We start from the raw sequence: 21,430 nt of genomic DNA, 5'->3' as shown, positions 1-21,430 counted from the left end.
GCCGGATGCGCGAGTACTCCCCCGACCTGACCCCGCAGTGGAAGCGACCCAAGGCCGTGCCGGAGGTGCCGGCCGAACCGGACCTGGTGGTCGAGGTCGCGGGTACGGACTTCTGCGGCGCGGTGGTGGCCTGCGAGGCGGGCACGGTGACCCTGGAGGACCGCTTCGGCAAGCGGCGGGTGTTCCCGATGGAACCGCGGGGCTTCCTGCTGGAGGGCGCCGTCGTCACCCTGGTCCGCCCGTCCCGGGGCCCGGCCGCGCCCTCCCGTACGGCGTCCGGGTCGATCGCCGTCCCGGGCGCCCGGGCCCGGGTCGCCCGGAAGGGCCGGATCTACGTCGAGGGCCGGCACGACGCCGAGCTGGTGGAGCGGGTCTGGGGTGACGACCTGCGCATCGAGGGCGTGGTGGTGGAGTACCTGGAGGGCATCGACGACCTCCCGGCCATCGTGGCGGAGTTCGCCCCCGCGCCGGACGCCCGCCTGGGGATCCTGGTGGACCACCTGGTGCCGGGCTCGAAGGAGTCCCGTATCGCGGCGTCGGTGACCTCGCCGGACGTCCTGATCGCGGGCCACCCGTACGTGGACGTCTGGCAGGCGGTGAAACCGTCCGCGCTGGGCATCGCCGCGTGGCCGGTGGTCCCGCGCGGCCAGGACTGGAAGACGGGCGTCTGCCGGGCCCTGGGCTGGCCGGAGAACACCGGGGCCGCCTGGCAGCACATCCTGTCTCGGGTGACCTCGTACAAGGACCTGGAGCCGACCCTGCTGGGCCGCGTCGAGGAGCTCATCGACTTCGTCACGGTCGGCGGCGCCGCCTGAACTTCGGGAGGGTGCCGATCCGCCGGTGTCCGGCTTGATGTCCAGGACGGATTCACCCCGCCGAGTGGTCAGTCCACCAGGTCCCGGACCACCGCGTCGGCCAGCAGCCGCCCCTTCAGGGTCAGCACGGCCCGCCCGGCCTCGTACGGCCCGGCCTCCAGCAGGCCGTCCGTGAGGGCCTTGCGGGACGCGGCGAGCCCCGCGGGGGCGAGCAGCGACAGCGGGACCCCGTCCACGAGGCGCAGCTCCAGCAGGATCCGCTCGACCCGCCGGTCCTCCTCGGACAGGAGCTCGCGCCCCGCGCCCGGGGAGCGGCCCTCGGCCAGGGCCGCCGCATAGGCGCCCGGGTGCTTGACGTTCCACCACCTGACCCCGCCCACGTGCGAGTGCGCTCCCGGCCCGGCGCCCCACCAGTCGGCGCCGCGCCAGTACAGCTCGTTGTGCAGGCAGCGCCCGGCCTCCGAGGTGGCCCAGTTCGAGACCTCGTACCAGGAGTACCCGGCCTCGGCCATCACCGAGTCCGCGATCAGGTACCGGTCGGCGTGGACGTCGTCGTCCGTCATCGGGACCTCGCCCCGGCGGATCCGCCGCGCCAGCTGCGTCCCCTCCTCCACGATCAGCGCGTAGGCGCTGATGTGGTCCGGCCCGGCGCCCAGCGCCGCCGAGAGCGACGCCCGCCAGTCCTCGTCCGACTCCCCCGGGGTCCCGTAGATCAGGTCCAGGTTGACGTGCTCGAAGCCGGCCTCGCGCGCCTCGGCGACGCACGCCTCCGGCCGTCCCGGCGTGTGCGTGCGGTCGAGCACCTTCAGGACGTGCTGCTTCGCGCTCTGCATGCCGAAGGAGATCCGGTTGAAGCCGCCGGCGCGCAGTTCGGCCAGGTACGTCGGATCGACGGACTCCGGGTTGGCCTCGGTGGTGATCTCGGCGTCCTCGGCCAGGCCGAACTCGTCCCGGATCGCCGCGAGCATCCGTACGAGGTCCCCGGCGGGCAGCAGCGTCGGCGTGCCGCCGCCCACGAAGACGGTACGGACGGCCCTGGGGTCGTCGCCGAGCACCTTCCGGGCGAGGCGGACCTCGTCGATCAGGGTGTCGGCGTAGTTCTCCCGGGAGGCGAGCACGCCGCCGGTGCCCCGCAGCTCGGTGGCCGTGTACGTGTTGAAGTCGCAGTACCCGCAGCGCGTGGCGCAGTACGGGACGTGCAGGTAGAACCCGAGCGGCCGCTCCCCGGCACCCACCAGGGCGTGCGACGGCAGCGAGCCGTCTTGGGGCATGGGTTCACCGTCGGGCAGTGCGGAAGGCATGCCCCCATTGTCCCGCACGAATCCAGCCCCGCCGGCGGCCCCGCCCGCACATCCAACCCCGCCCCGCACATCCAGCCCCGCCGGCGCTTGAGGCGCGGGGTCCGGGGCGGAGCCCCGATCTTTCAGCCCCGCCGGCGTTTGAGGCGCGGGGGTCCGGGGGCAGCGCCCCCGGCAGCGGCGCCGCAGCGAGGCACAGCCCGGCAGGGGCGGGGTCCGCGGGGCGCGGCCCCAGCCGCCCCGCCCCGCCCCGCCGAGCCCGCGGCAGGCGTCAGGCCTCGCGGCTGCCCTCGTACATCTCCTCGATCAGGTGCTTGAACTCACGCTCGACCACCGGACGCTTCAGCTTCAGGCTCGGCGTGAGGTCGCCGTGCTCCACGTCGAGGTCGCGCGGCAGCAGCCGAAACTTCTTGATCGTCTGCCACCTCTGCAGGCCCTCGTTGAGGGTCTGCACGTACGTCTCGATGAGCCGCACGGTCTCCGGCGCGGCCAGCACCTGCCCGTACGTCTTGCCCTCCAGCCCGTTCTCGGCCGCCCAGACCAGGATCGACGGCTGGTCGAGCGCGATCAGGGCCGAGCAGAAGTTCCGGTCGGCGCCGTGCACGACGATGGTCGACACGTACGGGCAGATCGCCTTGAACTGGCCCTCGATCTCCGCCGGGGCGACGTACTTGCCGCCCGAGGTCTTGATCAGGTCCTTCTTGCGGTCGGTGATGCGCAGGTAGCCGTCGGCCGAGAGCTCGCCGATGTCTCCGGTGTGCAGCCAGCCGTCGGACTCCAGGACCTCGGCGGTCTTGTCGGGCTGCTGGTGGTAGCCCTCCATGATGCCGGGGCCGCGCAGCAGGATCTCGCCGTCGTCGGCGATGCGGACCTCGGTGCCGGGGAGCGGCTTGCCGACCGTGCCGGTGCGGTAGGCCTCGCCCGGGTTGACGAAGGAGGCCGCGCTGGACTCCGTCAGGCCGTAGCCCTCCAGGATGTGGATGCCCGCGCCGGAGAAGAAGAAGCCGATCTCGGGCGCCAGCGGGGCGGCGCCGGAGACGGCGGCGCGCAGCTTCCCGCCGAAGGCGTCGCGGAGCTTGGAGTAGACGAGCGCGTCGGCGATCTTGTGCTTGGTGGTGAGGCCGAAGGGGGCGCTCGCCCGGCCGGTGCGGCGGTAGTTGTCCTGCGTGACCTTGGCGTACTCGCGGGCGACGCCGACCGACCACTGGAAGATCTTGTACTTGGCGCCGCCGGCGGCCCGGGCCTTGGCGGCCACGCCGTTGTAGACCTTCTCGAAGATGCGCGGAACGGCCGCCATGTAGGTCGGCTGCACGACCGGCAGGTTCTCGATGATCTTGTCGATCCGGCCGTCGACGGCGGTCACGTGGCCGGCCTCGATCTGCCCGGAGGTGAGCACCTTGCCGAAGACGTGGGCCAGCGGCAGCCACAGGTACTGGACGTCGTCCTTGTGGATCAGGCCGGTGGCGACCATGGCCTTGGCCAGGTACGACCAGTTGTCGTGCAGCAGCCGGACACCCTTGGGGCGGCCGGTCGTGCCGGAGGTGTAGATGAGGGTGGCGAGCTGGTCGGAGGTGATCGCCGCGATCCGCTCCTTGACCGCCTCGGGGTGCTTGGCGAGGTACTCCTTGCCGCTCGCCTCCAGATCGGCCAGCGAGAGCACCCAGCCCTCGGGGTCGCCCTCGGCGGGGACGGCGTCGGCGGCCTCCAGGACCACGACGTGGGCGAGGTGCGGCAGGTCGGCGCGGCGCTCGCGCGCCTTCGCCAGCTGCTTCGCGTCCTCGGCGATGAGCACCCGGCTCTCGGAGTCCGAGAGGATGAAGGCCGACTCGTCCGCATTGGTGCTGGGGTAGATGGTGGTGACCGCGCCGCCGGCGCACATCACGCCGAGGTCGGAGAGGATCCAGTCGACCCGGGTGTTGGAGGAGAGCGCGACGCGCTGCTCCGACTCCAGGCCGAGGGCGATCAGCCCGGCGGCGATGGCGAAGACGCGCTCGGCCGCCTGGCCCCAGCTGAGCGACTTCCAGTCGTCTGTGGCGCCCTGGCCGCCCGCCGCGGGCACCGGGTACCGGTAGGCCTCGTCGTCGGGCGTCGCTGCGACGCGCTCAAGGAAGAGCACCGCCACGCTGGACGGGCGGTTCTCGAGATAGGTCTGTGTGTCGCTCACGACATCCTCCGGACCGGCCCACGCGGCAGTGCGTGGGCGTAGGGCGCTTGCGGGGCGCTTGGGACTGGCGGGTTTGAGACGTGCCGGTTAGTGACTGGCGAGTAACCGTCGAGCAGTGATCAGACTAGAGCGCGCCCGGCGCGTGCGTAAGGGCCCGCAAGCGGCCGGTTCATAACGAAACAGGCCCCCGCGCCGGTGCGCGGAGGCCTGCTCGTATCGGACGGCCGGGGGGCGGCTACTTCTTCTTGCCGCCGGACTCGTCGCTGGAGAGGACGGCGATGAAGGCCTCCTGCGGGACCTCCACGGAGCCGACCATCTTCATGCGCTTCTTGCCTTCCTTCTGCTTCTCCAGGAGCTTGCGCTTACGGGAGATGTCACCGCCGTAGCACTTGGCGAGGACGTCCTTGCGGATGGCGCGGATGGTCTCGCGGGCGATGACGCGGGAGCCGATCGCGGCCTGGATCGGCACCTCGAAGGCCTGCCGCGGGATGAGCTCGCGCAGCTTGGCGACGAGGCGCACACCGTAGGCGTAGGCGGCGTCCTTGTGCGTGACGGCGGAGAAGGCGTCGACCTTGTCGCCGTGCAGCAGGATGTCGACCTTGACCAGGCTGCCGGACTGCTCGCCGGTGGGCTCGTAGTCGAGGGAGGCGTAACCGCGCGTCTTGGACTTCAGCTGGTCGAAGAAGTCGAAGACGATCTCCGCGAGCGGGAGGGTGTAGCGGATCTCGACCCGGTCCTCGGAGAGGTAGTCCATGCCGAGGAGGGTGCCGCGGCGGGTCTGGCAGAGCTCCATGATCGCGCCGATGAACTCGGTGGGCGCGAGCACGGTGGCCCGTACGACCGGCTCGAAGACGTCCGAGATCTTGCCCTCGGGGAACTCGCTCGGGTTGGTGACGGTGACTTCCTTGCCGTCCTCCAGGACGACCCGGTAGACCACGTTGGGCGCGGTGGCGATCAGGTCGAGGCCGAACTCGCGCTCCAGGCGCTCGCGGACCACGTCCAGGTGGAGCAGGCCGAGGAAGCCGACGCGGAAGCCGAAGCCGAGCGCCGCCGAGGTCTCCGGCTCGTAGACGAGCGCGGCGTCGTTGAGCTGCAGCTTGTCCAGGGCCTCGCGCAGGTCCGGGTAGTCCGAGCCGTCGAGCGGGTACAGGCCCGAGAAGACCATGGGCCGCGGGTCCTTGTAGCCGCCGAGGGCCTCGGTCGCGCCGTTGTGCAGGCTGGTGATCGTGTCACCGACCTTGGACTGACGGACGTCCTTCACGCCGGTGATGATGTAGCCCACCTCGCCGACGCCGATGCCGTCGGCAGGGGTCATCTCCGGGGAGGAGACGCCGATCTCCAGCAGCTCGTGGGTGGCGCCGGTGGACATCATCCGGATGCGCTCGCGCTTGTTGAGCTGGCCGTCGACCACACGGACGTACGTGACGACGCCGCGGTACGAGTCGTAGACCGAGTCGAAGATCATCGCGCGGGCCGGGGCGTCCTTGGGGCCGACCGGGGCCGGGACCGTGGCGACGATCTTGTCGAGCAGCGCGTCCACGCCGAGACCGGTCTTCGCCGAGACGCGCAGGACGTCCTCGGGCTGGCAGCCGACCAGGTTCGCGAGCTCCTCGGCGAACTTCTCCGGCTGGGCGGCCGGCAGGTCGATCTTGTTCAGGACCGGGACGATCGCGAGGTCTTTCTCCATCGCCAGGTACAGGTTGGCGAGGGTCTGCGCCTCGATGCCCTGAGCGGCGTCCACCAGGAGGACCGTGCCCTCGCACGCGGCGAGGGAGCGCGAGACCTCGTAGGTGAAGTCGACGTGCCCGGGGGTGTCGATCATGTTGAGGATGTGGGTGGAGCCCTGACCCTCGCCCGTGGTGGGCGCCCAGGGCAGCCGGACCGCCTGGGACTTGATCGTGATGCCGCGCTCACGCTCGATGTCCATGCGGTCGAGGTACTGGGCGCGCATCTGCCGCTGGTCGACGACACCGGTGAGCTGGAGCATCCGGTCGGCAAGGGTCGACTTGCCGTGGTCGATGTGCGCGATGATGCAGAAATTGCGGATCAGCGCCGGGTCGGTACGGCTCGGCTCGGGCACGTGGCTGGGGATCGCGGGCACGCAGTGTCCTGATTCTCGGTCGCAGTCGGAACTCGGAACGGAGTCTGAGTCCTCCCATGGTCCCATGGACGGGGCAGTGCGCTCGGTTTGGGCCGCCAGAAGCGTGCCTGGTAGCCTGGGCAGCTGTGTCTCGTATGCCCTCTCAGCTGTCGAGGCACAATCCGAAGATCAAACTCTGAACCTGAAAAGGCTCTTTCGTGGCGAACATCAAGTCCCAGATCAAGCGGAACAAGACGAACGAGAAGGCGCGCCTGCGCAACAAGGCCGTCAAGTCCTCGCTCAAGACCGCGATCCGCAAGGCCCGCGAGGCCGTCGTCGCCGGTGACGTCGAGAAGGCCACCGTGGCTTCTCGTGCCGCCGCGCGTGCGCTCGACAAGGCTGTCTCGAAGGGTGTCATCCACAAGAACGCCGCCGCCAACAAGAAGTCGGCGCTGGCCACCAAGGTTGCCTCCCTCCAGGGCTGAGCTCTCGATGTGATCGCCGGAAGGGACCCAGTGGGCCCTCTCTCCCGCTCCTGACCGGCACCCCGCTCCGCACACGAAGCGTTCGCCACGCGGGTGCGGCGCAACCAGAAGTAACCGAAGGCCCCGGCCTCCACCCTTCCCCAGGGTGGTGGCCGGGGCCTTCGCGCGTGTCAGTGGCGCTGGGGGCGGGCCGCGCGGGCCACCGCCACGACCGCCTTCTCCAGGGCGTACTCGGGGTCGTCGCCCCCACCCTTGACTCCTGCATCGGCGGCGGCCACAGCGCGCAGCGCCTCCGAGACCCCGTCGGCCGACCAGCCCCGCATCTGCTGGCGGACCCGGTCGATCTTCCACGGCGGCATGCCCAGGTCCCGGGCGAGGTCGCCCGGTCGGGCTCCGCGCGGGGCGGAGGCCAGCTTGCCGATCGCGCGGACCGCCTGGGCCAGGGCGCTGGTGATCAGGACCGGCGCCACCCCGGTGGACAGGGACCAGCGCAGGGCTTCCAGGGCCTCCGCCGCACGCCCCTCGACCGCCCGGTCGGCGACGGTGAAGCTGGAGGCCTCGGCCCGGCCCGTGTAGTAGCGGCCGACGACGGCCTCGTCGATGGTTCCCTCGACGTCCGCGCACAGCTGCGCCGCCGCACTCGCCAGCTCCCGCAGGTCGCTGCCGATCGCGTCCACCAGGCTCTGGCACGCCTCGGGGGTCGCCGACCGGCCCAGCGTGCGGAATTCGCCCCGCACGAACGACAGCCGGTCCGCGGCCTTCGTCATCTTCGGGCAGGCGATCTCCCGCGCGCCCGCCTTCCGCGCCGCGTCCAGCAGGCCCTTGCCCTTGACCCCGCCCGCGTGGAGGAGGACGAGGATGATCTCCTCGTAGGGCGCGTCGAGGTAGGCCTTGACCTCCTTGACCGAGTCCGCGGACAGGTCCTGCGCATTGCGCACGACCAGGACCTTGCGCTCGGAGAAGAGCGAGGGGCTCGTCAGCTCGGCCAGTGTGCCGGGCTGGAGCTGCTCGGAGGAGAGGTCGCGGACGTCCGTGTCGGCGTCGGCGGCACGGGCGGCCGCCACCACCTCCCGTACGGCACGGTCGAGCAGCAGCTCCTCCTGCCCCACCGCGAGGGTGAGCGGGGCAAGCGGATCGTCGGTGGAATTCTTCCTGGTGGCCATCGCCTCCAGCATCCCACGCCGCACTGACAGTCCCCCGCCCCGCGACCCCCCTCACGCGATCCTTGAGAATGGTCGGGTGAACGTGCGACATGTACTCGTCCTGCCCGACCGCGACGCCGCCGAGGAGGTGGCCCGGGAGGCCGCCGACCGCTTCGGCCTCCCGGAGGAACCGCAGTTGGTCCGCGACGCGCTGGCCGGCGAGGACGACGCCGAGGACGCCCAGTGGCTGGTGGTCGTCGAGGATCCGCAGGAACGGCTCGACGCCACCTCGCTGGACGACCTCGCCGCCGAGTACGAAGGCTGGCTGGAGACCCCGTAGGAGCCGGGGCGCCTCGCGGTCCGTCAGGCCTTGTGCACGATCTGGACGTCCAGGGTCACTTCCACGCTGGAGCCGATCGCCGCGATCCCGTGCGCCAGCATCGACTGCCAGTTCAGGGTGAAGTCCTCGCGGTGCAGTTCGGCGGATGCCCGGCAGGCGGCCCGCACCTCGCCCTCCAGGCCCGTACCCAGCCCCAGGTACTCGGTGTCCAGGGTGACGGAGCGGCTGACCCCGTGCAGGGTGAGGGCGCCCGCCACCGCCCAGCGGCTGCCGCTGCGGTGGATGAACCGTTCGCTGTAGAACTCCACCGTGGGGTGCCGGGCCGCGTCCAGGAAGTCTCCCGACCTCAGGTGGTCGTCGCGCAGCCGCACCCCGGTGTCGATGCTCGCCGCATCGATGATCACGTGCATGGAGGAGTCCTCCATGCGCTCGGCTATCCGCACCGCGCCGGCGAACGTGTTGAAGCGGCCGCGGATCCGGGCCAGGCCGATGTGCCTCGCCGTGAAGCCGATGGACGAGTGCGTCGGGTCGAGCTCCCAGTGACCGGGCTGCGGCAGCAGCGGCGGTTCCACCGCGTCGAGGATGATCTCCGCGGTACCGGGCTGCGCCGGGTCCCCCACGAGCGTCGCCCCGTGGAACGGCGCGTACCCCTCGGCGGTGACGGAGAGCCGGTACTCCCCCTCCGGGACGGCTGCCGTGAAGCCGCCGTACGGGTCGGTCTCGCCACGGACGATCCGGCGGCCGATCGGGTCGGTCACCTCGAACGTGGCCTGCCGTACCGGCTGGTGGACCGTGTCGAGAACCCGGCAGCTGAGCAGACGCGCCGTCGGCGGAAGCGTCAGTGTCGCGGATGACTGCTGGCTGGAACCTCCGGCCGTCTCTATCCCCCGTCGGCGACCGAACATGGCTGTTGCACCCCCGTGCTGTGTGGACCTGGACCGTTCTGGCGAAAACAAATTCGATCATGCTGTCGGGTTGGGGGCAAACAGAATGGCCGCGCCCGGTTGGGGCGAGCCGCCTCCGCCGCCTCCTGGCCGGAAATGCCCGCAGCCGCACGCCGGTTCCGCTGACGGCGATGGAGCCGTCGGTGTCGGTGCGCAGTACGGTCGCCCCCAGGGCCCGCAGCCGGGAGAGCGTACCCGGCGCGGGGTGCCCGTAGCGGTTGGCCACGCCGACGGGGACGATCGCGAACCGTGGCCGGATCCGGGCGTGCAGCCCGGGGTCCTGGTGCGCTGAGCCGTGGTGTGCGACCTTCAGGACGTCCACCGGGCCCAAATGCGGATGCTCCCTCAAGAGCGCCTGCTGTGCGGGTGGTTCGAGGTCGCCGAGCAGCAGCAGGGTCAGGCCCGCGGCCCGTACCAGCAGGGTGACGCTCGCATCGTTGGGACCCTCGGGCGGCGGTCCGGCCGGCGGCGGCCACAGCACCTGCCATTCCAGCGGGCCGGCCCGGCGCCGCTCCCCCTGCGCCGCCCGCACCACCGGCACACCGGCGGCGGCCGCAGTCCGGCGGACGAACTCGGCCTGCCCCGGCGGCTCTTCCAGTCCGGTGACCTGAATCACCCCCACGGACCGGCCCCGCAGCACCCCGGACAGCCCTGCCACATGGTCGGCGTGAAAGTGCGTCAGCACGAGCATCGGCACCCGGTGCACGCCCAGGGTGCGCAGGCAGCCGTCCACCGCGCCCGGATCCGGTCCGGCGTCCACCACCAGGGCCTCGCCCGGGCCCACGGCGAGTACGGCGGCGTCCCCCTGGCCCACCGCGCACTGGACATAGCTCCAGTCGGGCGGGGGCCAGCCGGTGAGCGTACGGGTGAGCTGCGGCGGCCTCAGCACGGCCAGGAGCAGCAGCACCGCCAGCGCGGAGCAGAGCCACCGCCGCCGCCTGAACCGCCTGCCCCCGATGCCCACGACGGCCACGGTCACGGCGGCCAGCAGCACGCCCCCGGTGAGCCCGCCCGGCCAGGGCAGCTCGGCCCCCGGAAACCGCGCCCCGGCCCGGGCCACGGCCGCGATCCACCCGGCCGGCACCCCGGCGCACCAGGCGAGCACCTGCGCGGCGGGCATCCACAGCGGAGCCACCGCGAGCGCCGCGAAGCCGAGCACCGTCGCCGGACCTGCCGCCAGCTCGGCCAGCAGATTGCACGGCACCGCCACCAGGCTGACCCGGGCCGCGAGCACGGCGACCACGGGCGCGCACACCGCCTGGGCGGCCGCGGCGGCCCCCAGCGCCTCGGCGAGCCGGGGGCCCGTCCCCCGCCGCCGCAGTGCTTCGCTCCACCGGGGGGCGAGGGTGAGCAGGGCCCCGGTGGCCAGGACGGAGAGCAGGAAGCCGTAACTGCGGGCCAGCCACGGGTCGTAGAGCACCAGCAGCAGCACGGCGCCGCCCAGCGCCGGAATCAGCGACCTGCGCCGCCCGGTGGCGATGGCCAGCAGGGTCACCGCCCCGCACGCCGCGGCCCGCAGCACGCTCGGCTCCGGCCGGCACACCACCACGAACCCCAGCGTCAGGGCCGCCCCGCACAGGGCGGTCGCCCGCAGCGAGAGCCCGAGCCGAGGCGCCAGCCCGCTCCGCTCGGCCTGCTGCGCGCGGGCCGGGGGCCCGATGAGCAGGAACAGCACCACGGTCAGGTTGGACCCGGAGACGGCCAGCAGGTGCAGCAGGTCGGTGGCCCGGAACGCCTCGTGCAGATCGGGCGGAACCCTGGACGTGTCCCCGACGACCAGCCCCGGCAGCAGGGCCCTGGCATCCGGCGCGAGCCCCTCGGTGGCCTCGCGCAGCCCGGCCCGCAACCGCCCCGCGAGCCGCTGCGCGGTGTCCGGGCCGCCCATCACCCGGGGCGGGGTGTCCACGGCCGGGCGGAGCAGCGCCACGGCCCGCTCCCCGCCCCGCGCCGGGGCCAGCCGAGCGACCACCACCACCCGCGTGGAGGGCAGCAGTCCGGCCCATCCCGGATGCCCGGCCAGTACCCGCACCGGGGTTTCCACACGGGTGCTCGCCCCGTCGGGTCCGGTCACCCGGGTCACCACCGCGTCCAGCACCCTCACCGGCGGCCCGCTCCCGCTCCGGGCGGCCCTCGGATCGGAGCCGACGGTGAGCTCGGCGAGCACGCGGGCATGCTCCCGCGCCAGCCCCGCGACCGGCCCGGCCCTGGCCTCGGCCCGCTGGAGCCCCGCCACCCCGGCCCCGGCGGCCGCGCACAGCAGGGCGGCCGCCACCGCCGGGGCGATCCTCCAGCGCGGCCCCGGGCGCCGGCCCGCGGCCAGCATCAGCAGCCCCGCGCAGGCCACCCCCAGCCCCACCCCGACGGCGGTCCGGCCGGCGGGCGCGTCCAGCGCGAGGGCGGCCGCAGCCCAGGCGGCCACGGCAGGCACCGCGAGCCGCAGGTCCACCGGGCCCGCGCCCTCGGAGCCGTTCACGGCCGCACCAGCGTGCGCAGGTCGGCGAAGCGCCGCTCACCGATGCCGTTGACCTGGCGGAGCTCCTCCACGGAACGGAAGCCACCGCGTGCGGTGCGGAAGTCGACGATGTGCTGCGCCAGCACCGGCCCGACCCCCGGCAGACCGTCCAGCTGCGCGACCGTGGCCGTGCCCAGACTGAGGGGGCCGGGGCTTGGTCCGCCGGTGGCCCCGGCGGCCGGTGGCGGCTGCGCCGGGCCGCCCACCAGCACCTGCTCGCCGTCCACCAGCACCCGGGCCCGGTTCAGCCCGGTGGTGTCCGTGCCCGGCCGCACTCCTCCGGCGGCGGCCAGCGCGTCCGCCACCCGCGAACCAGCGGGCAGTCGCAGCACACCGGGCTCCCGGACCTTGCCGCTGACGTCGACGACGATCCGCGCGACGCCCCCACCTGCGCCCGCACCCGCCGGAGCGGCCGGCGCCGCGGCCTGTGCCGTGGCCGCTGCCGCCACCGTCCCCGGGGCGACCACCGCGGGGGCCGTCACCGGCGCCGGCCGGCCCGACCAGAACTGCTGCGCGGCGAATCCGAGCGCGGCGACCAGCACCACCGCGACGGCGGCCACCGTGCGCGGCTCCACCCCGCAGCGGGCCTGCACCCACAGCGGCAGCCGCTCCCGCACGGCCAGCCACCGCGCGGTCCCGCAGGACAGCCCGGCCGCCTCCTGGGGCGGATCCTCCGGCTCTGCCCGGGCCTCCACGGCGGCCGGTGGCGGGCTGCTGCCGCCCAGCAGGGCTTCGGCCCTCAGCCGTACCGCGCCCGGCTCCGGATCAGGAGCCCGGCGGCCGGCAGGGCGTGGGCCGCGGCGGCCACGGCGGTGCCGGAGACGGCTGTCGGAGAGAGAGGAGCGGCCCGGGCCACTGGTGGCGCCCGACGGATGCGACATACGCGTTCGAAGAGTCATGCCACGACCGTAGGGGCCCATCCCGACCGCCGTTCGGAGCCTTCAATTCCGGTGGACAGCGGGCCCGTTGTGGATAACCCGACCACTCGTTCCGGTGATCAGCGGGGTGAGACGACCGCCGCGAGCAGCCCCGGCCCGGTGTGCGCGCCGATCACCGCACCGACCTCGCTGACGTGCAGCTCGACCAGTCCGGGGATGCGCTCGCGCAGCCGCTCGGCCAGCTTCTCGGCCCGCTCCGGAGCCGCCAGGTGGTGCACCGCCACGTCGACGCTCGCGGACCCGGCGCGCTCGACGGCCAGCTCCTCCAGGCGGGCGATGGCCTTGGACGCCGTCCGCACCTTCTCCAGCATCTCGATCCGCCCCCCGTCCAGCGTCAGCAGGGGCTTCACCGCGAGGGCCGAGCCGAGGAGGGCCTGCGCGGCCCCGATCCGGCCGCCGCGGCGGAGGTAGTCGAGGGTGTCGACGTAGAAGTACGCGGACATGTCCGCCGCCCGCTTCTCGGCGGCGGCCACGGCCTCGTCCACGGAACCGCCCGCCTCGGCCACCTCGGCGGCGGCGAGCGCACAGAAGCCGAGGGCCATCGCGACCATGCCGGTGTCCACGACGCGTACGGGCACGGGCGCGGTCCTGGCGGCGACCACGGCGGCGTCGTAGGTGCCGGAGAACTCGGCGGACAGGTGCAGGCTGACGATGCCGGTGGCCCCGGCGTCCGCCGCGTCCCGGTAGGCCCGGACGAACTCCTCCGGGCTGGGGCGCGAGGTGGTGACCGAGCGGCGCTTCTGCAGGGCCAGGGCCAGGCTGCGCGCCGAGATCTCGGTGCCCTCCTCGAGTGCCTCGCCGCCGAGCACCACGGTGAGCGGGACGGCGGTGATTCCGTGCCGCGCCATGGCCGGTCGGGGCAGGTAGGCCGTGGAATCGGTGACGATGGCGACATGGCGGGACATGAGCCGGAGGTTACCGCCAGTGGGGGCAGGACGGCAGCCTGGGCCCCTCGTCGGGGCCTTCCCGCCGCCCTGCGGGGCTGAAACTACGTCGTGCTCTCCGGCCGCCGCGCCTTCTGCCAGGGGTACGGGGTCGCCGGAGCGGCCGGGTTCAAGGCGGCCGGCCGCGGCTCCGCGCCCCAACCGCCCGACGCCGACGCCGATGCCGATGCCTGCGACGGCGCCTGCGCCTGACCCGCCGCGGGCCCGTGCCCCTGAGCCGGCCCCGCCGCAGACCCGCTCGCCTGCGCCGCGTCCCACGCCGCGGCCGCCGCCGTCAGGTCGTCCACCGACCCGCGCGACCAGTCCCGTAGCGCACCGGACTCGACCTCGATCTGGGCCGACAGCGTGGACAGGTCGTCCTCCGCGAAACGGCGGGCGCGGTCACGCGCCGCCCACCGCAGCGAGTCCGCGGCCTGCATGATCTTGGTCGTCCGTTCGCGCAGGTCCGGCAGGCTGTCGGCGATCCGCTTGCGGTCCGGATCCTGCTCCAGCCGCTTCAGCTCGTCGTCCAGCTCGTACCCGTGTGCGCTCAGCCGCTCGAACAGCCCGATGGACTCCCTCAGCGAGGCGTCCGCCTTGACCCCGTCGTGCAGCGCCTGCTGCGTGGCCCGCATCGAGGTCCTCAGGTCGAGCCGCAGCTGCGCCAGCGCCCCCGTGACCCCGACCTGGCCGAAGCTCTTCGCCTTCAAGGTGGTGTCCTCCACCGTCCGGCGGGCCTGCGTGAGGGTGCGGTCCACGCCGCGCTTGGCCGCCCCCACCACCTTGACGGTCGCATACACGCCCAGGCCCAGGAAGGCGAAAAACATCACCAGCGCGAAGATGATCAACGCGGCCTCCATGAGTGTCCCTTCCCCAGTCCCCGCACGTTTGTCCGTCCCCTCCACCGTAAACGCCACGGGCAGGTCGGGGGTTCCATTCGAACCCCCAACCTGCCCGTACGGGATGTCCCCCATGGGAGGCCGGGTGACGTCAGATGACGATGTTGACCAGCTTCGGCGCGCGCACGATCACCTTGCGGATCTCCGCGCCGCCCAGCGCCGCGACGACACCCTCGTCGGTCACGGCCAGCTGCTCCAGCTCCGCCTCCGAGATCGTCGGCGACACCTCCAGCCGCGCCTTGACCTTGCCCTTGACCTGCACCACGCAGGTCACGCTCTCGTCCACGACGTACGCCGGGTCCGCGACCGGGAAGTCCTGGTGGACCACCGATTCGCTGTGGCCCAGCCGGTGCCACAGCTCCTCCGCGATGTGCGGGGCCAGCGGGGCGACCAGCAGCACCAGGGACTCCGCGACGGAGCGCTCCAGCGGGCGACCGGCCTTCGTCAGCGCGTTGTTCAGCTCGGTGATCTTCGCGATGGCGGTGTTGAAGCGCAGCCCCGCCAGGTCCGCGCCGGCCCCGTCGATCGCCTTGTGCAGCGCGCGCAGGGTGTCCTCGCCCGGCTCGCCGTCCACGACGGTGACGGCGCCCGTCTCCTCGTCGACGATGTTGCGCCACAGGCGCTGCAGCAGCCGGTACTGGCCGACCACGGCCCGGGTGTCCCACGGACGCGAGACGTCCAGCGGACCCATCGCCATCTCGTACAGACGCAGCGTGTCGGCGCCGTACTCCTCGCAGATCTCGTCCGGCGTGACGGCGTTCTTCAGGGACTTGCCCATCTTGCCGTGCTCGCGCTTGACCGGCTGGCCCTGGTGGAAGTAGCCGCCGTCGCGCTCCTCGACCTCGGCCGCGGGCACGTAGACGCCGCGTGCGTCGGTGTAGGCGTACGCCTGGATCATGCCCTGGTTGAACAGCTTGTGGAACGGCTCCGCCGAGGAGACGTGCCCCAGGTCGAACAGCACCTTGGACCAGAAGCGCGCGTACAGCAGGTGCAGCACCGCGTGCTCGGCGCCACCCACGTACAGGTCGACACCGCCGTGCGGAGCGCCCTCGCGCGGGCCCATCCAGTACTGCTCGATCTCCGGGTCGACCAGCGCCGACGCGTTGTTCGGGTCCAGGTAGCGCAGCTCGTACCAGCAGGAACCGGCCCAGTTCGGCATGGTGTTGGTCTCGCGCCGGAAGGAGCGGGTGCCGCGGCCGTCGCCCAGGTCCAGCTCGACGTTGACCCACGACTCGTTGCGGGACAGCGGGGTCTCCGGCTTGGAGGTGGCGTCGTCCGGCTCGAAGGTGCGCGGCGAGTAGTCCTCGACCTCCGGCAGTTCCAGCGGCAGCATCGACTCGGGCAGCGAGTGCGCGACGCCGTCCTCGTCGTAGACGATCGGGAAGGGCTCGCCCCAGTAGCGCTGACGGCTGAACAGCCAGTCGCGCAGCCGGAAGTTGACCGTGCCCTCGCCGATGCCGCGCTCGGCCAGCCAGGCGGTGATCGTGGCCTTCGCCTCGACGACGCCCAGGCCGTCCAGCGCGATGCCCTCGCCCGTCGAGTTGACCAGCTTCGCGTCGTAGGAGACGAAGGCGTCGTCCCATTCGGCCGGGTCGGTCCCGCGCCCGTCCGAGGGCTGCACGACGCACCGCATCGGCAGCTCGAAGGCGCGCGCGAACTCGAAGTCGCGGCTGTCGTGGGCCGGAACGGCCATGATCGCGCCGGTGCCGTAGCCCATCAGCACGTAGTCGGCGATGAAGACCGGGACCTTGGCGCCGCTGACCGGGTTGACCGCGTACTCGCCGGTGAAGACACCGGTCTTGTCCTTGGCCTCGGCCTGCCGCTCGACGTCCGACTTCGAGGCGGCCTGCTTGCGGTACGCCGCGACGGCCTCCGCCGGCGTGGCGTGCCCGCCGGTCCACACGTCGTGGGTGCCCTCGGGCCAGGCGGCCGGGATGAACTTCTCGACCAGCGGGTGCTCGGGCGCCAGCACCATGTAGGTGGCGCCGAACAGGGTGTCCGGACGGGTGGTGAAGACGGTGATGGCCTCGTCGCCCAGCGCGAAGTCGACGCGCGCGCCCTCGCTGCGGCCGATCCAGTTGCGCTGCTGCAGCTTGATGGCCTCGGGCCAGTCCAGCGCGTCCAGGTCGTCCAGCAGCCGGTCGGCGTACGCGGTGATCCGCATGTTCCACTGGCTCAGCCGGGACTTGAAGACCGGGAAGTTGCCGCGCTCGGAACGGCCGTCCGCGGTGACCTCCTCGTTGGCCAGTACGGTGCCCAGCCCGGGGCACCAGTTCACGGGCGCGTCCGAGGAGTACGCCAGCCGGTACTCGTTCAGTACGTCGGCCCGCTCGCCCGCGGTCAGCGCGGCCCAGTCACGGCCTCCGGGAACCTCGCGGGAGCCGTCCTCGAAGGCGGCGACCAGCTCGGTGACCGGCCGGGCCTTGCCCGCGTCCGCGTCGTACCAGGAGTTGTAGATCTGCAGGAAGATCCACTGCGTCCACTTGTAGTAGTCCGGGTCGATCGTCGCGAAGGACCGGCGCTTGTCGTGGCCCAGGCCCAGCCGGCGCAGCTGGACCTTCATGTTCTCGATGTTCGCCTCGGTCGACACGCGCGGGTGCGTGCCGGTCTGCACGGCGTACTGCTCGGCCGGCAGGCCGAAGGCGTCGAAGCCCAGGGTGTGCAGGACGTTGTGGCCGGTCATCCGCTGGTGGCGGGCGAAGACGTCGGTGGCGATGTACCCGAGCGGGTGGCCGACGTGCAGGCCCGCACCGGACGGGTACGGGAACATGTCCATGATGAACTTCTTGGGCCGTGCGACCACCGCCGGGTCCCCGGCCAGGTCACCGGTCGGGTTCGGGGCCTCGTACGTGCCCTGCGCGTCCCATACGTCCTGCCAGCGTGCCTCGATGTCGGCGGCCATGGCAGCCGTGTAGCGGTGCGCCTCGGCCGCCTCGGGGGCCGGGGTGTTCGTCTCGCTCATGATTTCTGAAGCTCCATCGATCGTCTCTGCCGTCTCTGCCTGCCCAAACGAAAAAACCCCTCGCACAGGAGGGGGCGCCGCGCCGAGGCCGACCGTCTCGTGGGGTCGGTACTGATCAGCGCGGCTCGGTAAGCAGAAGGCGTACGGCACGCATGGCGTCAGGGTACCGCAGCACCCGCGGCGCCCGCTCGGACGACCGCACAACGAGAAGCGGGCCACCCGATCCGGGTGGCCCGCTTCTTCACTGTGGAGCTAAGGAGAATTGAACTCCTGACCTCCTGCATGCCATGCAGGCGCTCTACCAACTGAGCTATAGCCCCTTGTTCTGCTTGCCGCTTCGGTTTCCCTTGCCGGTTCCCCTTGGCGACGTCCCAAACATTACACGGTCATGGCCCTGGTCCAAAAATCGGTTTCCACCCACCACGGGCCATGTCCGCTTTGATCCGTCTTGTCACGCTCTGGCGAACTGATAGAACCGCTTCAGCGTGCAGTGCTCGTCGAGCAGCCGCCCGTAGATCGGCTCCCCTTCCAGCTCTCGGTACGTCTCGATCGGGTCGCCTTTTATGATCAGCGCCCGCGCGCATTCCTCGCACCAGTACTGGTAGTCGGGGTTGACGGGGTCCATGTCCCGCACGATCGGCGTGCCGTTGTTGCACCAGTCGCACCGGCGCCGGTGTGCACCCATCCGTCAGCGACTCCCTCCCGCGTCGGGGCCGTGATCTCCCCCTCCGGCGGTCCGATTCTGCCATGCCGGTGCGGGCGGGGTCAGCAAACGCAAAGGGCACAAAAACAAGGACCCCGCCCCCTGTTGGGGACGGGATCCTGATTGTGGAGCTAAGGAGAATTGAACTCCTGACCTCCTGCATGCCATGCAGGCGCTCTACCAACTGAGCTATAGCCCCGCTCTCCGCCGCGCTCCCCCCGTCTCCGGTGTTCTGCGCTGCGAACAAGAAGAACTCTAGCCTGTGACCAGCCGGAAAGTGAAATCCGGGTGGCGGCCCCGGCAGGGAGCGCCGGGGAGCGGCAGGGAGCTGCTCAGTCGTCGTCGCCGAGCACCGGTTCCGGCAGCGTGCCGGCGTTGTGCTCCATCAGACGCCAGCCGCGCGCGCCCTCACCGAGGACGGACCAGCAGCAGTTGGAGAGGCCGCCCAGGCTCTCCCAGTCCGACGAGTCCAGGCCCAGCAGGCGCCCGATCGTCGTACGGATGGTGCCGCCGTGGCTGACCACGACGAGGGTGCCGCTCTTCGGCAGCCGGGCGAGGTGTTCCAGCACCACCGGCGCGGCGCGGTCGGCGACCTCGGTCTCCAGTTCACCGCCGCCACGGCGGACCGGCTCGCCGCGCTTCCACGCGGCGTACTGCTCGCCGTACTTCGCGAGGATCTCGTCGTGCGTGAGGCCCTGCCACTCGCCGGCGTACGTCTCGCGCAGCGCCGCGTCGTGCGCCACGGGCAGCCCCGTGACGGCGGCCAGCTCGGCTGCCGTGGCGGAGGCGCGCCGGAGGTCGGAGGCCACGATGGCGTCCGGCTTCAGCGAGGCGAGCAACCGCGCGGAGCGGCGCGCCTGCACCACACCCGCCTCGGTCAGCTCGATGTCCGTGGAGCCCTGGAAGCGTCGCTCCAGGTTCCACGAGGTCTGGCCGTGCCGCCAGAGGACGATCTTCCTACCGGACTTGCCCGTGGTGGTGGCGCTCAGAACAGATCACCGTCCAGATCGTCGTCGCCCGCCGCCTCGCGCAGCTTGGCGTGCTCCTCGGCCTTGCCGATGGTGAGCTTGGCGTCCTCGGGGAGCTCGATCTCGGGGCAGTCCTTCCACAGGCGCTCCAGCGCGTAGAAGACACGCTCCTCGCTGTGCTGGACGTGGACGACGATGTCGATGTAGTCGAGCAGGATCCAGCGGGCGTCGCGGTCGCCCTCGCGGCGCACCGGCTTGGCGCCGAGCTCCTTGAGCAGGCGCTCCTCGATCTCGTCGACGATCGACTTGACCTGGCGGTCGTTGGGCGCGGAGGCGAGCAGGAAGGCGTCGGTGATCGACAGCACGTCGCTGACGTCGTACGCGATGATGTCGTGCGCGAGCCGGTCGGCCGCAGCCTGGGCGGCGGCGGTGATGAGCTCGATGGAGCGGTCCGTGGCGGTCACTGGCCATGCTTTCGGGTTGGCGGGCAGATCCATACAAGGGTCTCATGTACCGCCGACACCGCCCGCGCGGAACGGCCCGCGCGGGCGAATGCACCTCTCGGAGCCCGTCAGGACGCCTTGTAGTCCTTGCCCAGGATCACCACGACCTCCGCGTTCACGGCGTTCTCGGCCTTCTTCACGACCGTCTCGGGCAGCCCCAGCGTCTTGGCGACCTCGATCGCGCGGTCGCGCTGCGCGTCGTCCTGGTAGGTGATCTGCGAGGCGGCCGCGGTCTTGTCGGCCTTGCCGCCGTCCACGAAGGTGTAGCCGCCGTTCATCAGCGCCGCCTTCGCCGCGACCTGCGTCTTGTCGTCGCCGGTGGCGTCCTTGAGTCCGACGCGCGGGGCGGCGCCGGGCTGCGCCTGCGCGCCCGAACCGCCCAGCACCTCCTTGACGACGCTCTTGTTGGCCTCGTCCGTGAGCGTGCCGTCCGGCTTCACCGTGAGGAGGTCGGTGCGGTACGCGCCCACCTTGGCGTGCTCGCCGAGCCGGGACAGCAGGGCCCCGAGGGTCTGCGCGTTCAGGGCCGGGTCGAGGATCTGGCCGATGCTCTCGACCATCACGGCCGCCGCCTTCGCATCGCCCGGAACCTTGCGCAGGACCGCCTGGAGCACCTTGCCCGTGCGCTCCAGCTGCTTGGCCTCCGGTTCGCCCTGGCCGCGGTACGTGGCGTACGCGACGGCCATCGGGCCGCTCAGGCTCTGCTTCGGGCCCTGCGCCACGGCCGGGGCCTTGGCCGCGTCGTCCGCCGGCACCGCGGCGTCGGTGTCGACCTCGATGCCGCCGACCAGCTCGACCAGGTTCTCCAGGAAGGGGGTGTCCAGGCGCCAGGTGCCGCCGATGTGGGTGCCGAGGACCGAGTCGAGGGCTTCGCGGGTGCCGAGGCCGCCCTCCTCGACGGCCTTGCCCAGTGCCGTGGCGGTCCCGTCCTGGTTGGTGACGCCGAGGGCGTTGGGCAGCAGGACGGTCGCGCCCTGCTTGGTGGTGACGTTGTCGACGAGCAGCGCCGAGGAGGTGCCGCCCTTCTTGGTGTTGTGCACGTGGACGACGATCATGTCCCGCTTCTGCGCCGCCGGGTCGGCGCTCGCGGCGTTCTTCTTCTCGCCGGGGCCGTCGAGGAACGGCAGCTTGCCCGCGTACCAGAGGTAGCCGAGGCCGCCGACGACGAACAGAGCGAGGACGACGATCAGCGCCACCACCCGGTTGCGGCCGCGGCGGCGGGCCTCCTCGCGGCGCTCGGTCCGGCTCTCGGTGAACTTGAGCCAGTCGATGACGTCCTCGGACTCCTCGTCCGGCTGGTCGATGAAGGCGAACATCTCGGTGCGGTAGTCCCGCCCCGCCTCGGGCTCGCCCTCGGGGCGGCGCGGCTCGGGGACGTGGGCGGCCGGCCGCTCGGCGGGCGCGGGCCGGGCCGGGGGCGCCGGGGGTGCCTCGGGTGCCGCGGGCTCCGGGGCGGTCTGCTGCGGGATCCACTGCTGGGTCTGCTGCGTGTCGTACCCGTAGGCCGGTGCCTGCGGGTACTGCTGCTGCCCGTACTCCTGGGCGGCCGGCTGCGGCGGGTAGTACGGCTGCTGCTGCGGCTGCTGGGCATAGCCCTGGTAGTCGTAGCCGTACTGCTGCTGCTCGTAGTGCGCAGCGGGCTGGGCGGGCTGGGCGGGCGCCTGGCCGTACACCGGCCGCCCGTACGCGTCGTAGCCGATGAGCTGCTGCTCCTGGGCGGCATACGGGTCGTACGGATCCTGTCGGTCGTTCAC

At 72.2% G+C, this 21,430-nt stretch carries 16 protein-coding genes, 2 tRNA genes and 1 pseudogene; 3 read left to right on the top strand and 16 right to left on the bottom strand.

What is annotated here, in order from left to right:
- The first annotated feature begins 5 nt into the window (after window positions 1-5).
- Complete coding sequence (locus ACZ45T_RS05065; protein ID WP_468437581.1) at window positions 6-815, top strand: DUF3097 domain-containing protein; 810 nt, start codon at window positions 6-8, stop codon at window positions 813-815.
- Between the two features lie 68 nt (window positions 816-883).
- On the opposite strand, the gene hemW is transcribed toward ACZ45T_RS05065, so the two are convergent.
- The 3 genes from hemW to lepA all read right to left on the bottom strand — a co-directional run bounded on the left by hemW (window position 884) and on the right by lepA (window position 6,378).
- Window positions 884-2,116 carry a radical SAM family heme chaperone HemW gene (gene hemW / locus ACZ45T_RS05060; protein WP_468437579.1) on the bottom strand — a complete coding sequence of 411 codons (1,233 nt, stop codon included), beginning with the start codon at window positions 2,114-2,116 and terminating at the stop codon, window positions 884-886.
- Window positions 2,117-2,384: 268 nt separating this feature from the next.
- Complete coding sequence (locus tag ACZ45T_RS05055) at window positions 2,385-4,277, bottom strand: AMP-dependent synthetase/ligase (RefSeq protein ID WP_468437577.1); 1,893 nt, start codon at window positions 4,275-4,277, stop codon at window positions 2,385-2,387.
- Window positions 4,278-4,512: 235 nt separating this feature from the next.
- Window positions 4,513-6,378, bottom strand: a complete 1,866-nt coding sequence (lepA, locus tag ACZ45T_RS05050) for a translation elongation factor 4 (protein ID WP_468437575.1) — start codon at window positions 6,376-6,378, stop codon at window positions 4,513-4,515.
- A gap of 197 nt (window positions 6,379-6,575) precedes the next feature.
- On the opposite strand from lepA, the gene rpsT reads away from it, so the two are divergent.
- Window positions 6,576-6,842, top strand: coding sequence for a 30S ribosomal protein S20 (gene rpsT / locus ACZ45T_RS05045; RefSeq protein WP_030384651.1), 267 nt, complete (start codon window positions 6,576-6,578; stop codon window positions 6,840-6,842).
- A 170-nt stretch (window positions 6,843-7,012) separates the two neighbouring features.
- Here the strand turns inward: rpsT and holA are convergent, their stop codons facing one another.
- A complete protein-coding gene (gene holA / locus ACZ45T_RS05040; protein ID WP_468437573.1) occupies window positions 7,013-8,005 on the bottom strand; it encodes a DNA polymerase III subunit delta in 993 nt (330 codons plus the stop codon).
- A gap of 76 nt (window positions 8,006-8,081) precedes the next feature.
- Here holA and ACZ45T_RS05035 point away from each other — a divergent pair, with 76 nt between their 5' ends.
- Window positions 8,082-8,324, top strand: a complete 243-nt coding sequence (locus ACZ45T_RS05035; RefSeq protein WP_468437571.1) for a hypothetical protein — start codon at window positions 8,082-8,084, stop codon at window positions 8,322-8,324.
- A 23-nt stretch (window positions 8,325-8,347) separates the two neighbouring features.
- Here the strand turns inward: ACZ45T_RS05035 and ACZ45T_RS05030 are convergent, their stop codons facing one another.
- The 12 genes and pseudogenes from ACZ45T_RS05030 to ACZ45T_RS04975 all read right to left on the bottom strand — a co-directional run bounded on the left by ACZ45T_RS05030 (window position 8,348) and on the right by ACZ45T_RS04975 (window position 21,430).
- A complete protein-coding gene (locus ACZ45T_RS05030) occupies window positions 8,348-9,229 on the bottom strand; it encodes a YceI family protein (RefSeq protein ID WP_468437569.1) in 882 nt (293 codons plus the stop codon).
- A 136-nt stretch (window positions 9,230-9,365) separates the two neighbouring features.
- Window positions 9,366-11,591 (bottom strand): annotated as a pseudogene (locus ACZ45T_RS05025) (ComEC/Rec2 family competence protein); the annotation flags it as partial.
- Window positions 11,592-11,737: 146 nt separating this feature from the next.
- On the bottom strand, window positions 11,738-12,679 hold the full coding sequence (locus ACZ45T_RS05020) for a ComEA family DNA-binding protein (RefSeq protein ID WP_468437567.1): 942 nt from the start codon (window positions 12,677-12,679) through the stop codon (window positions 11,738-11,740).
- A gap of 98 nt (window positions 12,680-12,777) precedes the next feature.
- Window positions 12,778-13,623: a DegV family protein gene (locus tag ACZ45T_RS05015; RefSeq protein WP_468437565.1), complete on the bottom strand. Its 846-nt coding sequence runs from the start codon at window positions 13,621-13,623 to the stop codon at window positions 12,778-12,780.
- An 83-nt stretch (window positions 13,624-13,706) separates the two neighbouring features.
- The gene (locus tag ACZ45T_RS05010) at window positions 13,707-14,501 is read right to left on the bottom strand and encodes a hypothetical protein (RefSeq protein ID WP_468437563.1); all 795 of its coding nucleotides are present in this window, start codon (window positions 14,499-14,501) and stop codon (window positions 13,707-13,709) included.
- Between the two features lie 130 nt (window positions 14,502-14,631).
- The gene (gene leuS, locus ACZ45T_RS05005) at window positions 14,632-17,502 is read right to left on the bottom strand and encodes a leucine--tRNA ligase (protein WP_468437561.1); all 2,871 of its coding nucleotides are present in this window, start codon (window positions 17,500-17,502) and stop codon (window positions 14,632-14,634) included.
- 247 nt (window positions 17,503-17,749) lie between these two features.
- Window positions 17,750-17,822: transfer RNA gene (locus tag ACZ45T_RS05000), tRNA-Ala, on the bottom strand.
- 131 nt (window positions 17,823-17,953) lie between these two features.
- Window positions 17,954-18,187 (bottom strand): hypothetical protein, encoded by a 234-nt coding sequence (locus ACZ45T_RS04995; RefSeq protein ID WP_008738908.1) that lies wholly within the window; start codon window positions 18,185-18,187, stop codon window positions 17,954-17,956.
- Window positions 18,188-18,331: 144 nt separating this feature from the next.
- Window positions 18,332-18,404 (bottom strand) — tRNA-Ala (locus ACZ45T_RS04990).
- 133 nt (window positions 18,405-18,537) lie between these two features.
- A complete protein-coding gene (locus ACZ45T_RS04985; protein ID WP_468438013.1) occupies window positions 18,538-19,194 on the bottom strand; it encodes a histidine phosphatase family protein in 657 nt (218 codons plus the stop codon).
- Window positions 19,191-19,637, bottom strand: coding sequence for a ribosome silencing factor (gene rsfS / locus ACZ45T_RS04980; RefSeq protein ID WP_468437559.1), 447 nt, complete (start codon window positions 19,635-19,637; stop codon window positions 19,191-19,193). The genes ACZ45T_RS04985 and rsfS overlap by 4 nt, the downstream gene beginning before the upstream one ends.
- A 107-nt stretch (window positions 19,638-19,744) precedes the next feature.
- A complete protein-coding gene (locus ACZ45T_RS04975; RefSeq protein WP_468437557.1) occupies window positions 19,745-21,430 on the bottom strand; it encodes a LytR C-terminal domain-containing protein in 1,686 nt (561 codons plus the stop codon).

This window comes from Streptomyces sp. NPDC030995 (assembly GCF_055571215.1).
This window is presented reverse-complemented; position numbering and strand designations above follow the sequence as displayed.